General features: G+C 68.2%; 19 protein-coding genes. 14 read left to right on the top strand and 5 right to left on the bottom strand.

Going from position 1 to position 13,870, the window contains the following annotated elements; genetic code table 11:
- Positions 1-7: 7 nt before the first annotated feature.
- On the bottom strand, positions 8-892 hold the full coding sequence (atpG, locus tag BLU09_RS07300; RefSeq protein ID WP_090487569.1) for an ATP synthase F1 subunit gamma: 885 nt from the start codon (positions 890-892) through the stop codon (positions 8-10).
- Between the two features lie 215 nt (positions 893-1,107).
- On the opposite strand from atpG, the gene BLU09_RS07295 reads away from it, so the two are divergent.
- The 3 genes from BLU09_RS07295 to BLU09_RS07285 all read left to right on the top strand — a co-directional run bounded on the left by BLU09_RS07295 (position 1,108) and on the right by BLU09_RS07285 (position 2,646).
- Positions 1,108-1,536, top strand: a complete 429-nt coding sequence (locus tag BLU09_RS07295; protein ID WP_186817989.1) for a response regulator — start codon at positions 1,108-1,110, stop codon at positions 1,534-1,536.
- A gap of 48 nt (positions 1,537-1,584) precedes the next feature.
- Positions 1,585-2,262, top strand: a complete 678-nt coding sequence (locus tag BLU09_RS07290; RefSeq protein ID WP_090487563.1) for a SanA/YdcF family protein — start codon at positions 1,585-1,587, stop codon at positions 2,260-2,262.
- A gap of 111 nt (positions 2,263-2,373) precedes the next feature.
- Positions 2,374-2,646, top strand: coding sequence for a hypothetical protein (locus BLU09_RS07285; protein WP_090487560.1), 273 nt, complete (start codon positions 2,374-2,376; stop codon positions 2,644-2,646).
- Positions 2,647-2,707: 61 nt separating this feature from the next.
- Here BLU09_RS07285 and BLU09_RS07280 read toward each other — a convergent pair whose 3' ends face one another.
- Entirely contained in the window at positions 2,708-4,324 is a 1,617-nt protein-coding gene (locus BLU09_RS07280) for an SMI1/KNR4 family protein (RefSeq protein ID WP_090487557.1), read from the bottom strand.
- A gap of 516 nt (positions 4,325-4,840) precedes the next feature.
- Here BLU09_RS07280 and BLU09_RS07275 point away from each other — a divergent pair.
- Positions 4,841-5,185: a thioredoxin family protein gene (locus tag BLU09_RS07275; protein ID WP_090487554.1), complete on the top strand. Its 345-nt coding sequence runs from the start codon at positions 4,841-4,843 to the stop codon at positions 5,183-5,185.
- On the opposite strand, the gene BLU09_RS07270 is transcribed toward BLU09_RS07275, so the two are convergent.
- Entirely contained in the window at positions 5,131-6,585 is a 1,455-nt protein-coding gene (locus tag BLU09_RS07270; RefSeq protein ID WP_090487551.1) for a site-specific integrase, read from the bottom strand. The two genes, BLU09_RS07275 and BLU09_RS07270, sit on opposite strands and share 55 nt — an antisense overlap.
- A 1-nt stretch (position 6,586) precedes the next feature.
- Positions 6,587-6,841, bottom strand: coding sequence for a helix-turn-helix domain-containing protein (locus BLU09_RS40065; RefSeq protein ID WP_090487548.1), 255 nt, complete (start codon positions 6,839-6,841; stop codon positions 6,587-6,589).
- A gap of 1,118 nt (positions 6,842-7,959) precedes the next feature.
- Here BLU09_RS40065 and BLU09_RS38685 point away from each other — a divergent pair.
- On the top strand, positions 7,960-8,289 hold the full coding sequence (locus BLU09_RS38685; RefSeq protein WP_167371051.1) for a hypothetical protein: 330 nt from the start codon (positions 7,960-7,962) through the stop codon (positions 8,287-8,289).
- A gap of 41 nt (positions 8,290-8,330) precedes the next feature.
- On the opposite strand, the gene BLU09_RS07255 is transcribed toward BLU09_RS38685, so the two are convergent.
- A complete protein-coding gene (locus tag BLU09_RS07255) occupies positions 8,331-8,663 on the bottom strand; it encodes a hypothetical protein (RefSeq protein WP_143043120.1) in 333 nt (110 codons plus the stop codon).
- Positions 8,664-8,905: 242 nt separating this feature from the next.
- Here BLU09_RS07255 and BLU09_RS07250 point away from each other — a divergent pair, with 242 nt between their 5' ends.
- The 9 genes from BLU09_RS07250 to BLU09_RS07210 all read left to right on the top strand — a co-directional run bounded on the left by BLU09_RS07250 (position 8,906) and on the right by BLU09_RS07210 (position 13,814).
- On the top strand, positions 8,906-9,187 hold the full coding sequence (locus BLU09_RS07250) for a hypothetical protein (protein ID WP_143043119.1): 282 nt from the start codon (positions 8,906-8,908) through the stop codon (positions 9,185-9,187).
- Between the two features lie 81 nt (positions 9,188-9,268).
- Entirely contained in the window at positions 9,269-9,781 is a 513-nt protein-coding gene (locus BLU09_RS07245; RefSeq protein WP_090487536.1) for a hypothetical protein, read from the top strand.
- A gap of 122 nt (positions 9,782-9,903) precedes the next feature.
- Positions 9,904-10,257: a hypothetical protein gene (locus BLU09_RS07240; RefSeq protein WP_244171497.1), complete on the top strand. Its 354-nt coding sequence runs from the start codon at positions 9,904-9,906 to the stop codon at positions 10,255-10,257.
- Positions 10,254-10,631: a hypothetical protein gene (locus BLU09_RS07235; RefSeq protein ID WP_090487533.1), complete on the top strand. Its 378-nt coding sequence runs from the start codon at positions 10,254-10,256 to the stop codon at positions 10,629-10,631. Before BLU09_RS07240 ends, BLU09_RS07235 begins: the two co-directional genes overlap by 4 nt.
- Positions 10,632-10,680: 49 nt before the next feature.
- A complete protein-coding gene (locus BLU09_RS07230; RefSeq protein ID WP_090487530.1) occupies positions 10,681-10,878 on the top strand; it encodes a hypothetical protein in 198 nt (65 codons plus the stop codon).
- 79 nt (positions 10,879-10,957) lie between these two features.
- The gene (locus BLU09_RS07225) at positions 10,958-12,052 is read left to right on the top strand and encodes an ERF family protein (protein WP_167371050.1); all 1,095 of its coding nucleotides are present in this window, start codon (positions 10,958-10,960) and stop codon (positions 12,050-12,052) included.
- Between the two features lie 288 nt (positions 12,053-12,340).
- Complete coding sequence (locus tag BLU09_RS07220; RefSeq protein ID WP_143043118.1) at positions 12,341-12,679, top strand: hypothetical protein; 339 nt, start codon at positions 12,341-12,343, stop codon at positions 12,677-12,679.
- Between the two features lie 100 nt (positions 12,680-12,779).
- Positions 12,780-13,346 carry a hypothetical protein gene (locus BLU09_RS07215; RefSeq protein WP_090487521.1) on the top strand — a complete coding sequence of 189 codons (567 nt, stop codon included), beginning with the start codon at positions 12,780-12,782 and terminating at the stop codon, positions 13,344-13,346.
- Between the two features lie 126 nt (positions 13,347-13,472).
- Complete coding sequence (locus tag BLU09_RS07210; RefSeq protein WP_090487518.1) at positions 13,473-13,814, top strand: hypothetical protein; 342 nt, start codon at positions 13,473-13,475, stop codon at positions 13,812-13,814.
- Positions 13,815-13,870 lie beyond the last annotated feature (56 nt).

Genomic DNA, 13,870 nt, shown 5'->3' with positions numbered 1-13,870 from the left:
AAACGTCCTACTTCAGGGCCTCGGCGCCGGAGACGATCTCCATCAGCTCCTTGGTGATGACGGCCTGACGCGTGCGGTTGTAGGTGAGCGTCAGGCTGCCAATCATGTCGGTCGCGTTGGAGGTGGCGTTCTCCATGGCGCTCATGCGGGCGCCGTGCTCGCTGGCCACGCTCTCCAGCAGGGCGCGGTAGAGCTTGATGTTGACGGCCTGGGGCACCAGGCGGTCCATCACGGACTGACGGTCCGGCTCATACTTGAAATCCACCAGCGAGGTGGAGCCCGCGACCGGGGCCTCCCCCGGCGTCCCCAGCGTCTGCAGCGGCAGCAGCTGAGCGACCTTCACCGTCTGGGAGATGGCGGTGACGAACTCGTTGTAGACGATGTGGACCGCGTCCACCTCGCCATTGAGGTAGCTGGCCACCAGTTCCTCGGCCACGTCCGCGGCGGCGCGGTAGTTCAGGCGCTGGTACAGGCCGCCGAAGTCCTTGCGGATGTTCTGGCCGCGGTTGCGGAAGAAGTCGTTGCCCTTCCGGCCCACGGTGGAGAGGCGGATGCTCTCCAGGTTCGTGTTCTCGTAGAGGAACCGGTTGGCGCGGCGGATGACGTTGGAGTTGAAGCCGCCGGCGAGGCCACGGTCCGACGTGAGGAGCACCAGCTCCACGCGCTTCACCGGGCGGGCCGTGAGCAGCGGGTGGCTGAGGCTCTCATCCCCCGCGCGGGCGGACAGGTCCGCGATGATTTGATCCAGCATCGTCGCGTAGGGACGCGCCGCCAGGATGCCGTCCTGCGCCTTGCGGAGCTTCGCGGCGGAAACCATCTTCATCGCCTTGGTGATCTGACGCGTGTTCTTCACCGAGCGGATGCGCTTGCGAATGTCGCGAAGGGACGCCATGGACCGGGGAGCTCCTGTGGGGCGTTCGACCCGCTTTGTCCTGAAGGAAGGCGGGGCAGGGTAAGACGGGGCCCCCTATATAGGCGGGGCGGGAGCCGGTCAACGGATGCCTGCCGCCGCCGGGCAGACGATCGCACGCCCCACCGCACACGGCGGGCGGCCAAGCCCCCTTGACAGCCCCTCCCCGCGGTAGGACACGGACTTACCTTGCGGGAATGGTGGCTCAGACGTCATCCGGTCCGCTGCTCATCGTCGAAGACGACGTGGACATCTGTGAGGCCCTTCAGACCTACCTGGAGCTGCACGGCCACGCGGTGCGCGTGGCGCGCAACGGCCGGGAGGCCTTGGAGCAACTGGCCCAACCTCCCCGCCCCGCCCTCATGGTGCTGGACATGGCCCTGCCTGTCATGGACGGACACCGGGTGCTGACCACCCGCAAGGCGAGTGAAGCGCTGGCCCAGGTGCCCGTCATCATCCTGTCCGCGGGCACGGCGGAGATGAATCCGAGAGACCGGGCCGTCTATGCGTCTTCGTACAACGTGGCGGCGTTCTTGAAGAAACCCGTGGAGCCCCGGCAGTTGCTCGAGGCCATCGAGCGATTCGCCCCAAGGCCGGCGGGCTCCCAGGCGGGCACGTTCCCCTGAGACAGGGATGTCGCTCTGGACTTTCGGGAGGAGAGCGCCCGGAACACAATGGCCCCTCTACCGGTGTTCTCGGGGTCCATGAAGCCAGGCGGTGCGAGATGGGTGTGGTTGCGTAGAGGCCTCGCGGTGCTGGCCGCGGGGGGGCTGGGACTGCTCGCCCTCTCCCACCTCGTCCGCCTCAGCTACCAGGACCGCATCGTCCCCCTGGAAGAGGCGCCCCAGGCCCCCGTGGCGTTGGTGTTCGGCGCGGGTCTGGCGCGGGGCGCGGTGCCCTCCCCCGTGCTCGCCCAGCGACTGGATGCGGCCATCGCGCTGTGGCAGCAGGGCAAGGTGCAGATGGTGCTCGTCAGTGGAGACCAGACGAAGCCCTTCCACCACGAGACGCGCGCCATGCGGCGCTACCTGGTGGAGCACGGCGTGCCAGAAAGCGCGGTCCTGGGCGACGAAGCGGGGCTGTCCACCTATGACAGCTGCCTGCGAGCCGCCACGGTGTTCGGCGCGAAGCGGGCGGTGCTCGTCACCCAGCGCTTCCACCTGACGCGGGCGCTGTTCATCGCCAACTCGGTGGGCATCGACGCGTGGGGCGTGGCCGCGGACGAGGGACGGGCGACGCCGTGGCGCTACCAGGTGCGCGAGACGCTGTCGCGCGTGCTGGCCCTGGCCATGGTGATGCTGGAGGTGGAGCCCGCCTACCCCTCTGGCCGCACCGTGCTCCCGGAGCGCTGAGGCACGGGCAGGCATGGCAGGCAGGCGGGCGGCGAGAATTGCCGGGGCCCCCGCGGGTTCTCATTCTTGAGACGAAGGCAGCCGACCCACCGCGCTATCCGAGGAGAGGCCATGCGATTCAAGAAGCTGGGGTCAGACGATGTGGGCGAGTCCACCTCTCGGCGTCACATGAACCCGGACACCGGTGAGGATGAAATCAACATCTCCGACCAGGACCTGGCGGCGACCCCACCGATGGAGGAGGAGCCGGACTTCCGCGACATCCTCCCGGACGAGATTCATGAGTTCCGCCGGGGTGATGAGGAGGAAGAGCCGCTGGAGTTGACGGCACAGCCGGGCTACCGCATCCGCCCCATCGACTTCGACAAGCTGCCGCAGGGATAGACGTGCGGTGAGGCGACGTCGGGGCAAGGCGCGGGAGCGCGCCTTGCCTCCGAGCCCGTGACTACCGGCCGCGTGCGCCCTTCTTCGCCGCTGGCTTCCGGGCTGAGCCCTTCTTCGCAGCGCTCTTCTTCGCCCCGGACTTCTGAGCAGCGGCCTTCTTCACAGACGACTTCTTGGCTGCGCTCTTCTGTGCAGCCGCGTTCTTCGCCGCGCTCTTCTGAGCAGTCGCCTTCTTCGCCGCGCTCGTCGGGGCACCGGCCCGCTTTGCAGCGCCCTTCTGAGCAAGGGCCTTCTGCACCGCGCTCGTCGGGGCACCGGCCCGCTTTGCAGCGCCCTTCTGAGCAGGGGCCTTCTTCGCCGCGCCCTTCTGGGCAGGGGCCTTCGCGGTGACGGCCTTTTTCGCCGCGGCCTTCCTCGCGGGGGCCTTTGCGGTAGCGGCCTTCTTCGCCGCGCCCTTCTGGGCAGGAGCCTTCGCGGTGGCGGACTCCTTCTTCGCCGCGCCCTTCTGGGCAGGAGCCTTCGCGGTGGCGGACTCCTTCTTCGCCGCGGCCTTCTGCGCGGGGGCCTTCGTCGCCTCCTTCGCGGTGGCAGGCTTCTTCTCAGTGCGCTCCTGGGCAGGGGCCTTCGTCGCCCTCTTCGTGGTGGCGGAGGACTTCTTCGCCACACCCGTCTGGGCGAGGACCTTCTTGGGCGCAGCCTCCGGCTCCGAAATGGCCTCAGCCGCTCCAGTTGGAAGCTCCGCCGAAGCCGATTCAATGGCGACCTTCTTCGCGGGGCGCGCCTTCGCGGGAGTGGGCTCCGCGGCGGCCTTCTTCTTCACACCCTGCACCCTGCTCGACGCGCTTTTCGGGAACAGCACGCCAGCGCCACCGATGGCGAGCGGCATCTGCTGGGCCTGCGCGCGTGCCTTTCTCGGGCCGGCCCCATCCTCGTAACGGGGAGACGGGCGGACGTCGTCGTACTCGTACGCGAGCTCGCGTACCTCCGTCTCCTCTACCGCCACTTCGGCGGCCTCCTCATCGGCCAGCTCCGCCTCCTCGAGCTGCTCGGCCTCTTCGGCTGCTTCGGCCTCGGCCGCCGCACCGAGCGGTGCCTCGCCGGACTCCGCCGCTTCTTCGTCCTCCTCGTCGACCTGGACGCCGGATAGCGCCCCCTGAAGGACGGCATTCATCGCCCGGGCAAAGGTGCGCTCACCGAAGCTCTCCACCTCCGCGGGGGGCACGAGCACGTCGAGCATGTCCTTCAACGAGCGGTACAGCCGCATCTGGCGCTTCTCGCCCTCCCAGGTGCCATAGACCCAGTCGTCGCTATCCAGCGCCTCGACCCAGGCCGGCAACGGACCGCCACCGTCGCCCTGCTCCACCATGGCCGACTTGCGCGAGGCGAAGAGGTGCCGGTGCTGCCCCTTCAAGCCGATGCGCCACAGCCCCGCCGCGGGAAGCCCTTCCAGCTTGAGGCGGGTCTTCTCCAGGACGCTCGGGTCTCCCTCCGCGCCGTGCAGACGGAAGAGAAGAACCTCACCGTTGAGCTCGCCCCCGTTGAACGCCTGATACAGGTCGGTGAGCTCATCGGGGAATGGAACGCCGCACTCCGTTTCGGCCCGGCGAATCTCCTCGGGAGAGACGCCAGCTGACGATGCCTTTACCGACTTGCGAAGTGCCTCCAACCACTCGTGCATGACCCCTCCACGACATCCAGTCGCACAACCTTACGGCGGCTGAGCGCTCCTGCGCAGTGCGGGCTTTGGCTTTTGATGACACCGCGCCAGAGCTGATCCAACTCGCTCCGGCTGACATGGCGGCCACCACCGCGCGCAGGCATACCTTGAAAACCCGTACCCACTGTCCAACCCATCCCCTCCTCCGGAAAAACAGGACTCACGCACGAAGGTGATGCCCCTGGCGCCCGCTCCAGCCGCCCGCGTTCCGGAGCGGCCCAGGCGTTCCGCTGATCCATCCTCCGCCGGCTGAACGGCAACAGCCCACCCGCCTGGCCCCCCAGGGCCCGGCCAGGGCGCCCAATGGGTGAGCCGCCCGGCCGCACGAGCGGAATTTCCGGCCGGGCCTGGCCTCCGTCAGACCGGACCGGGAGCACCGCACTGGCGGCTCCTGGGACGCAGCAGGCATCGAGGACTTCGAGCCGCGCCCCGGTGAGCAGGTTGAACACGACACCCGAGCCCGTTAGGCAGGAGGCCATGGCACATCCCGTGAGCTACGAGGGGACGGCGGAGAACTTCGACCAACTGGTCCTGGAACCCAAGGGTGAGCTGGTGGTCGTGGACTTCTGGGGTGACGGCTGTCCGAACTGCGAAATCTACGCGGCGGCCGAGCCCGCGTTGCTGGCGGATCTGGATGGCGCCCCGATGCGCGTCGTCAAGGTGAACGCATACCAGTACGAGGATCTGGCCAAGCGCTTCGGCCTCTTCGGCATCCCCACGTTCCTGCTGTTTCGTGAGGGCAAGCTCATCGGGAAGATGAGCCAGTACTACGGGAAGGAGTACTGGCTCGGCGTGGTGCGGGACCACCTGCCCAGGGCCTGACTAGAGGGCGACAGAGGGGAAACGTCACTGGCGAGCATGGCTGACACCTCTTCCTGATTGCTGTGCTGCGTGGATTTGTCCCGCATTTGTCCCGTCGCCGCCAGCCGCCCCGCCCCCACAGCGAAAGGGAGCACCTCGGCGGCCTCGCGGACCTTTGCGGCGTCGACCTGGTAGTAGTGGACCATCGTCGTGCTCAGGTCCGAGTGCCCCAGCGCCTTCTGAGCCAGGACAGGATTGCCGAGGGCGCTCGCGTAGGTGCTGCGCAGGTGGCGAAAGGTGAACTCGCCGCGCACTACCTTTGGCAGCACCGTCGCCGGACACTTCGGGCACCGGCGGGGCCTGCGTGTGGGGGCGAAGAAGTGGTGCCCGCAGTTGCACGCGTGGGCCCACCCGCGGACGAGCCCGGCTCGCACCGCAGCCTCTTTGAAGGCGTCGCCGTAGACGGTGTCGGCGCACCGCTGCATTCCACCGTCCGGCCCCGGCCAGACATACCGACTGGTGGCTGCGTCCCGGCGTCGACGGAGCATCTCCGCCACGTCGCGAGGGATGGGCACCACCCGCTCCTCGAAGTCCTTCGGTGTGTCCGCGCTGTGGCTTCCGGCGACCAACACATGGGGCTCTTCCGTGTCCAGCACCAAGTGCGTCCACTCGAGCGCGCACAACTCGCCCTCTCGCAGGCCCGTCGTAGCGGCCACCCAGAAGAGGTCGTGCCACTGGCGCGACTCCGACAGGAGCTTGACGACCTGAACGTCCGACAGCCGCTTCGGCAGCCGCTTTGGAATCTTCGGCCGCTTCGCCTCCCGAGTCGGGCTGTCTCCGAAGAAGAGCTTCTTCTTCTTCGCCCAGGTGAACACCGACGCGAGTCGCCGGATGGCCTGCTGGACGGAACCAGGCGCCAGCGCCTTTCGCCCCTTCCCCCCTCGCGACAAGATGACGGCGAGCTCTTCGACGTCAGCGGGGGTAATCTCCGTCAGGAACTTCCTGCCCAGAAACGGCAGCACGTGAAGCCGGAGGTTCAATTCGTCCATGACGTAGCTGGGCGTGCCCACCCGAAGCTTGAGCATCTCCGCAGCGGCATCACTCAAACGCATCGGCCTGAAGCGCGTCGGCCGGCGCCCAGCTTTCGCGTCGTCCGTGTCGTTCAGCGCGTCGCGGAGCTTCTTCTCTGCCTCGCTCTTCGTACGCGCGATGGTGGATGGCTGCTGGCGCGCCTTCGCGGCGTCGCGATAGTCGAGGTACCAGGTGCCGTTAGTGGGCGCCTCCTGGCGGGGCCAGACGACCTTCTCACCAACCTCCTCGCGCTTCTGCAGCGCACCGATGAGCCCCTTCCGCTCCAGCCCGTACTGAGCAGCGAGCGCGTCGAGCACCTCCTCTGAGTAGCGGAAGAAGACGCGGGCCATCTCAGCGCCCCCGTCCCTGCTGTTCCACCCACTCCTTAATGGCCGCAGGGCTGTAGCGAACGCTTCGGCCCAACTTGAGGCACGGCAACTCGCCGGACGCCGTCTTCTCGCGCACCCACGTCGACCCCATCTTCAGGTAGGCGCAGACCTCATCGCGGGTCCACAGCCCATCCTCAGCCGGCAACGCAGGCTCGTCACCACGCACAATCGAGAGCCGCGGCGGGAGAGATTCATCGTTGCCGTCACAGTTGCCCATCACTGTCCCCCACTGCCGAACGTCGTCTCAGGTATCGCAACAGCCTGACGCTCACGACCGAACCGCGCATGGGCCGATGCACGGGTGCTGCCACTGCATGGAGTCCGACTGCGCCCGACACTCCCCCGGGGGCAGTCATTCTTCAGCCTAATGAAACACGCCACGTGTTTCAACATATCGGAGATGATTTTACTTGACGCGCTGCCACGCATTGGCGCGTCTGTCGACAGAAGCACGATTCCGCCGCTTCTCCCGAGTGACGCGATTTCACTCCGAGACAACACGCAACAGGCGTTGCGAATGCCATTGAATGGCATGCGTCCGTCTCGAATTGAGACACCAATCCAGGATTGGGTCGGGAGGGACACGCCGTGCCCTGCGTCTCGGCTCGTTGCTGTCGGGAACTGGGCGGGCACGGCGGGCCACCTCAAAAACAGCACGCCGGCGTCGTCGTTCAGGAACCGCCGCCGGGTGCCGGAGCGGAATACGCCCAGCGCACTGGTACGTACCCACGCTCTCGAATCTGTAGAGTGCTCGCTGCCTGAACGTACTGCTTCAGCGAGATTGCTGCTGCGGCCAAGGTGCCCCCGGGGATGGGGGCTTGTCAAGTCTCGCTCGACTTGCGGCGACTCCTGGTCAGTCGCCGTCTGTGTGCTGCCTGTGCCGAGGCGGCGGCCGACGTGGAACACGGCGCGGGCGAGCTGCCGTGCCGGGTGTCACCGTCCGCGCTCCCGGCCAATCCCAACGGGAATACGCTCTTCACCGCGAATGGGAACCCAACACCCGCCGTTGTGCTCGGCAGAGTTCGGCGGGCACGGAGCATCCTGCTTGAGTTGGAGCCAGCACCCGCCGCGAATGGCTTTCGCTGGAGAGCGGCAAGGCGGCGTGTCCTGCCCCGGCAGAGGGTCGTCCGGGATGACAACTCTTTTGCGGACGGTCCAGGGTTCAGGGGTCGAACTCCCGTAGACGATGTCAGTCAGGTGGACGATTGCCCCCGTGGCGGGTACGTCCCAGACGAGTTCGTGCTCCGGAGGGTCCTGCACTCGGACGTGGACCGTAGCGCCGGGCCACACCAACATGGCCAGTCCGGCAGCGACCGCAAGCGCTGGCGACCACCGATGCCGCCCGACCCGCGTCCGAGCCGGGATGGGGCTTACTGGTGGACACACGCGCGAGAGGTGCTCACGCACGGCCTGCCCGTGCCCGACGTGTTCCACGAGTTCGGCGGCCCCCTCGAGCACGTGCAGTACAGCCTCCGTGACGCGGCCCCGGGGCAGCGGCTTCCCTTGCACCTGGACGGCAACGCCGCCGGGCGCCGGCAGCGCCGTAACAAGCACTTGCACTGGCTCCAACTGCAGGTGTGGCGTCTCTCCTGTGCCCACCTGAAGCAGCGCGGGCTGTCCCTCGTCACCGCGCGAGAGGTAGACGCGCCCCATGCGCTCCGGTAGCCCGCGCACTCGTGGCCCGCGGTAAGGCCCCTTCGTGGCGCTCACTTCGAGCCGCCCTTCTTCGACGTGGCCTTCTTCTTGGCGGCAACTGGAGCAGGAGCAGACGGAGTGTCCAATGGGATGGGCCCGTGCTCCGCCTTGAAGATCTTGATGCCATCCCGGACGAACTGTCGGATGACATCCGCTCGTGTCGCCTCCTTCTGGGTGAGCGGCGACTTCGCGCCAGCCGCAGCAATGCGGGCCGCGATGTAGTCGAGCTCACGCCAGTCGCGCTCGGTCAGATTGACGAGCTTCCCCACCAGCTCATCGAGCGGGTCAGGCGCATCAAAGAGCCCCATTTCATCCTCTCGTCGGGTGGCTGCTGCCACAGGCATATGCCCTCCTTATGTGGGTCTGTGCCGTCCGCGCAACCACCATATGCGGTGGCGAACGCCCCCAGACAGTAGGCCGTGACATATTTCTCTGCAAGATGTTGCAGACATATGCCTGAGGCATTATGGTGCATCTCGTTGGAACGGCGGACGGACGGGGCTCCCGGGAGGGAGAGGGGCGATGGGCGGGCGCGAGCTGGGTGGCCAGCGAGGACGCCGAGGCACGCAAGACACAGGGGGCAGTCATGGAGACGACACAGGAGCAGGGCGAGTTTCGCTGTGACAGTTGTGGCGAGGTGTACGCGGCGGGCCAGCGCTCGGCGCTGACGGCGCAGGACGGGGCCCCGGTGTGTGGGGCCTGCGAGGTGGACCTCTTCCTGGGGAGGCTGGAGAAGGGCGACCGGGAGCAGGTGGTCCAGCGTTTCCTCACGCAGGAGAACGCGGCCCAGGCGTGCGACGAGTCCCCGGTGATGGGGTACCTGGGGACGGTGGCCGAGGACGGGCTGACCGTCACCTTCATCCGGTAGCCCACCCTGCCCTGCGCACACCGCGGGGCCCGCCCGCCGGAGCGCATCCGGACTCTCACCCAATCCCTTGCAGGAGGCGCCATGGCGCTGCTGGCGGAGCTTTGCCTTGTAGTCGACAGCCGAGAGGACCCGGGGCCCTGGGCACGGCGCGCGCTGCTGACGCTCGAGTCCCGCGCCACGGCGGCCGGGGTGCGCACCTGGATGGTGGAGCGCTCCGTCTACGGCCTCGCCCTCCTGGGCGCGACGGTGGCCCAGCACCACGCCACGCTGGGCGCGGCGCCGCTGCCCCAGGCGCTGGCCCAGGTGGCCGGGCTGACGGTGTCCCTCGTGGCACTGCTGGTGGGCGCGGAGCTGGACTCGATTGCCACCCGGGAGCGCGAGCAGGCTGAGGCGGAGGGCCGCGAGCCGATGCCCGTGGAGTGCTCGCCGCGCGCCGAGCAGCTGCGCACCCTCCTCCCCTGGCTGGGCCTCGCCGGCCTGGCGCTCGCCTTCGGGTGGTTCGGCGCGCTCGGCTTCGGCTGGCGACTCGCGTACCCGGCTTGGCGCCGCTGGTACCGCACGCACCGCCCGCTGGGCCGTGAGGTGGCGCTGTGAGCGGGACTCTTCGCGTCCTGGCAGGCGACTGCCAGCCCACAGCCCGCGCGGGAGAGCTCGCGGCTCGCGTGTATGAGGTCGCGGCCGTCATGTGGGCGGCAGAGGTTGTTTCCGCTAAGAGGATGACTGCGCTGGCGGAGCGGCTGCAGGACCCGAGGGCGCGAGCGCGGGTGATGGTGCTGGCCGCGTTCTGCCGCGCGCACGCGTCGCGGCTGCATGCGCGCCTCGCGACGCGACGCGGACCGCTTCCCGTGGCCACGGAGAGCCATGGGGGTGCCACCATCGGTGTGGCCCTCAAGGACGAGGCGAACTTCGCGCGCCGGATGGCCGACCGATACGAGGTGCTGGCCGAGTTGGCGCGGCAGCATTCCGACCTGCAGTCCGCGTGGGTGGCGGAGCTGAACCGAACCGAGGAGCAAGACCGCGCCCGTGAGTTGATGATGCTCGCGAAGGGCATGGCGGGAGGTGCTCCATGAGCGGCGAGTTGGCCGACGTGGCCCGCCGCCTGCGCGGGCTGGAGAAGTGGTGGCGTCCGTCCGAGGAGGGCGGCATCCGCCAGTGCCTGGAGGAGGCCGACGCGCTCCCCGCCCGGCAGGCCGAGGCGCGCGAGGCACAGCGCGCGGCCCAGGACGAGCTCGCGCGGCTCAGCCCTGACGGTACGCCCGCCACACAGGCCCGGTGGAGGGAGTTGCAGGGCACGGTGACGGCGCAGGCCCGGGTGCTGCGCGAGTTGGACGCGGAGGAGGCGGCGCTGCTCGCGGCCCTGAGCGTGGAGCTGTGGTGGGCGCGAACGACCGCGTGGAACGAGGGCGTGGCGCGTATCAACGCGATGGAGGCCACGCAGCATTGAGAGTCAGACTCCCCAGGTACTGTGTTTATGTATCAACCTCGGGGATTCAGTGCGATTCGACGAGCGATGCCACGCATACACCGAGGACCCTGAGCGCGCGTGGGTGCTGTGCGAGTTGCGGTACGGGCACGAAGGCAAGCACCGCGCCGGTGACATCGAGTGGGACGACGAGGCCGACGAAGTAGAGGCCGAGTTGAGAGAGCTACTGCGCCGGGCCGAGCAGGCCGCTGGCGAGGAATACGAGTGAGAGGGTTTGACCAATGACGTCAGCAACGGCAGGACTCGTTTATCACCCCCCGGCGGAGCCTCAGCGGAAGCTGAGTCTCGTGCGGAAGCTTGCAGAGGTGATGGGGTCAGTCGGCCACGTCCCGAAGTCGGGGCGAAACAAGTTCCACGGCTACGACTACGCCACGGAGGCGGACATCGTGGCGGCGGTCCGCACGGGCCTATCGGAACGCGCTCTCATGCTCATCCCCACCGTCGTGGACACGACGTGGGCCGCCGTGGACCGCCAGAAGGGCAACTCGGACCGCCTCGTCACGCTGACCGTCCGCTTCACGCTGCATGACGGCGAGAGCGGGGAGACGCTGTCCTTCGAGGTGTTGGGCGAGGGCCAGGACCCGGGCGACAAGGCCACGTACAAGGCCCTTACTGGCGCGACGAAGTACGCCCTGCTCAAGCTCTTCCTGATTCCCACGGGCGACGACCCAGAGCAGGACGAGACGCCCCCGCGCGGCGGGCAGCAGAACCAGCAGCGGACCGGCCAGCAGGGGCAACAACGTGGCGCGCAACAGAGCCAGTCGCGCAACCGGCAGCAGCCCCAGCAGCCCCCCCAGGAGAAGCAGGGTTCCGTGCAACAGGGCAAGCCGAACCAGGTGGCGGAGCAAGGCGAGCGCCGCACCACCTCCCCTGCCTCTCGCGACTCACGCCCGCCCGAACAAGCGAGCCGCACTGAGCCCCCCGCCGGGAGCGCGCCCACGGATGCCATCGGCTTCGGCAAACACAAGGCAGTGCGGCGCACGGAGGCCGCTACCGAAATCCTCGTCGAGGCAGCGGCAGAGGGCGAGGCCATGCTCAAGCGGCAGCCCAACATCTTCAATGCTCCGGCGCTGAGGGCCTCACTTGATGCCATTCGCGACGAGCTGGCACTCCGTCAGAAGGCGCCGGTTGGGACGAGCGCACCGCAGACGGCCACAGCGGCGAAGTGTGGCTTCGGTCCGTGGAAGGGGAAGGCCATCTCCTTGATGTCGGACGAGGATCTGGGTGCGGCCGTGGACATGGCCAACGAGAAGCTGCTGGAGGAGCCCAAGGCGCAGTGGGCGTCGGCGATGGAGGCCAACCGGGAGTTGCTGCTCGCGGAGATTTCCCGGCGCGGAATGCTCGCTGTCCAGAACGGACGCGAGCCGGGCTCTGACGGCTGAGCATCACCGCGCGGACGGAGCTGCGGCCCCAGCTCCCCGCGCCCTCGCCGCCTCCCATCAGGCGGCACCCCGCGCCCACACGGGCGGGACCTTCTCGTGGTGGTGGGCGGGCCAGTCGCTTCTCGGCGCTGGGCCGATCTACCCCGCCCGCCATCACACCCGCCGCGGATAGGCCGCGGCGGTGCAGTCCTCACGGCGTGACGCAGACGCCACGCGGTGCCCGGCCGGGGTTCAGCCCCCCTACCCGGCCGGGCCACCGCACTTTTCCCGCAGCACCAGGAGAGTGACGTGTCAGCACCAGGACTCACGCGAGAGCAGTTGGCCAAGCACAAGGTGCCCATCTACACGCTGGCGGCGCCAGTAGCTGGGTGGGAAGTCGGCCCGGGTGGAATGGTGGGCCCGGAGGTGACGATTCCCGTGGGCGCCCAGATGGTGTCCGTCACCCGGGAGACGTGTCACCTGTTGCTGGCGCGCTCCGGCGACGACCAGAGCGTCGCCGACGTCATCTTCCCCGACGGGCGGCACGCGTCGGTGTTCTACCGGCTGTCGGACGCCGCCAACGCCCTGCCCGAACACGTCGAGCGCGTGGCGTGGTGCGCGAAGACGCAGACCTACGAGCCCGCCTGAGAGTCCTCGCCTGGGGGCACGCCCCTGGGCCGCGTGACGGGCACGCACGCCCGTCCCAAGCAGCACCCAACGCAGCAATCACACACACGGAGCCGCATCAATGCGACTGCACATCGCAGCGTTACTCGTCTGTCTGCTGTCCACGTCCACCGCGCACGCGATGGATGTCGCCCCGAGCCTCCACCCGCACGAGGTGAAAGCACTCAAGGCAGACGCATCCAAGGCCCTTCAGTCCCTGCTGGACAAGCATGGCGAGAAGGCGGGCATCAAGCCCGGCGAGGGACTCTCACGCGAGGGGGTGAGGTGCGCCCTCTACAACCTCAGTCACATCGTGATGGTGAAGATGTCCGCGCTGGCAAAAGACCCGGCGCAGAAGACGCGCTTCGCCCAGGCCGCTGAATTCTACAACCGTTTGTCCCTCCAGCACTGCGACTCCAAGGGAGGCCCACCCAACCAGGGCCTGGTGCTGATGCTGGTCGCCGGTCAAGAGGAGGCGAAGTCAAAGCAGAGCATGAACAAGGTGAAGGAAGCCGACCTCTGGGACGACTTCAAGGAGGCGGCCGGGAAGGTCTTTGGTGGGCAGAAGATTGGCCCCCGTGAGGTGGCAATCATCGTCGCGGTTGGAACCTTGGTGCTTGCGAAGGAAGCCATCCCCCTGCCGCTGTAGCCCGCGCGTCCCGGGCTCGAGCGGGTGACGTCCCGAGCACAGTCCCCTCGTTGTTCCGTGAGCGCTGGCGGCGCTGCCCAGGCCGCCCGCGCTGTCTCCCCAACCCGTAGTCCTGGAGTGCTGACGATGCACTGGATGCTGTTGACGATGGTGGTGGTAATGGCCGGGTGCGCGAGCCCGAAGCCCAGCCGATTCTCGGACGCGCAACACCGCCGGGCGCAGGCATCGATGGATTGCTTCGACGCGGCCGAGGCGCAGGTGGCCGGTGGCAACTACGCCGGCTGGTCCTCTGGTGAGACGACGTGCCTCCAGCGCCTGGTGGCGGCCGACTGCGCCAGCAGGGCGTGGGCGAAGGACGGGGACCACCAGTCCTCTGAGGCAGCCGCGCGCTACCAGTCCCGCGTCCTCGAGGACTGCGGCGCCGACCTCACCGAGCGAGTCCGCGCCGCATTCGAGGCCGGACTCTGAGCTTCACGGGGCTGGGTGACTCACCGCGCCCAGCCCCTGCTGTCCCTCACCGCGCT

This window comes from Myxococcus virescens (assembly GCF_900101905.1).
In the GTDB taxonomy this organism is placed as follows: Bacteria; Myxococcota; Myxococcia; order Myxococcales; family Myxococcaceae; genus Myxococcus; species Myxococcus virescens.
This window is presented reverse-complemented; position numbering and strand designations above follow the sequence as displayed.

Excerpts from the sequence above, each read along its gene's own strand:
- BLU09_RS07210 (WP_090487518.1), top strand. The coding sequence starts at position 13,473 with ATGCACTGGATGCTGTTGACGATGGTGGTGGTAATGGCCGGGTGCGCG.
- BLU09_RS07235 (WP_090487533.1), top strand. The coding sequence starts at position 10,254 with ATGAGCGGCGAGTTGGCCGACGTGGCCCGCCGCCTGCGCGGGCTGGAG.
- BLU09_RS07280 (WP_090487557.1), bottom strand. The coding sequence starts at position 4,324 with ATGCACGAGTGGTTGGAGGCACTTCGCAAGTCGGTAAAGGCATCGTCA.
- BLU09_RS07285 (WP_090487560.1), top strand. The coding sequence starts at position 2,374 with ATGCGATTCAAGAAGCTGGGGTCAGACGATGTGGGCGAGTCCACCTCT.
- BLU09_RS38685 (WP_167371051.1), top strand. The coding sequence starts at position 7,960 with ATGCCGCCCGACCCGCGTCCGAGCCGGGATGGGGCTTACTGGTGGACA.
- BLU09_RS07295 (WP_186817989.1), top strand. The coding sequence starts at position 1,108 with ATGGTGGCTCAGACGTCATCCGGTCCGCTGCTCATCGTCGAAGACGAC.
- BLU09_RS07250 (WP_143043119.1), top strand. The coding sequence starts at position 8,906 with ATGGAGACGACACAGGAGCAGGGCGAGTTTCGCTGTGACAGTTGTGGC.
- BLU09_RS07240 (WP_244171497.1), top strand. The coding sequence starts at position 9,904 with ATGACTGCGCTGGCGGAGCGGCTGCAGGACCCGAGGGCGCGAGCGCGG.
- BLU09_RS07255 (WP_143043120.1), bottom strand. The coding sequence starts at position 8,663 with ATGCCTGTGGCAGCAGCCACCCGACGAGAGGATGAAATGGGGCTCTTT.
- BLU09_RS40065 (WP_090487548.1), bottom strand. The coding sequence starts at position 6,841 with ATGGGCAACTGTGACGGCAACGATGAATCTCTCCCGCCGCGGCTCTCG.
- BLU09_RS07275 (WP_090487554.1), top strand. The coding sequence starts at position 4,841 with ATGGCACATCCCGTGAGCTACGAGGGGACGGCGGAGAACTTCGACCAA.
- BLU09_RS07290 (WP_090487563.1), top strand. The coding sequence starts at position 1,585 with ATGGCCCCTCTACCGGTGTTCTCGGGGTCCATGAAGCCAGGCGGTGCG.
- atpG (WP_090487569.1), bottom strand. The coding sequence starts at position 892 with ATGGCGTCCCTTCGCGACATTCGCAAGCGCATCCGCTCGGTGAAGAAC.
- BLU09_RS07215 (WP_090487521.1), top strand. The coding sequence starts at position 12,780 with ATGCGACTGCACATCGCAGCGTTACTCGTCTGTCTGCTGTCCACGTCC.
- BLU09_RS07245 (WP_090487536.1), top strand. The coding sequence starts at position 9,269 with ATGGCGCTGCTGGCGGAGCTTTGCCTTGTAGTCGACAGCCGAGAGGAC.
- BLU09_RS07270 (WP_090487551.1), bottom strand. The coding sequence starts at position 6,585 with ATGGCCCGCGTCTTCTTCCGCTACTCAGAGGAGGTGCTCGACGCGCTC.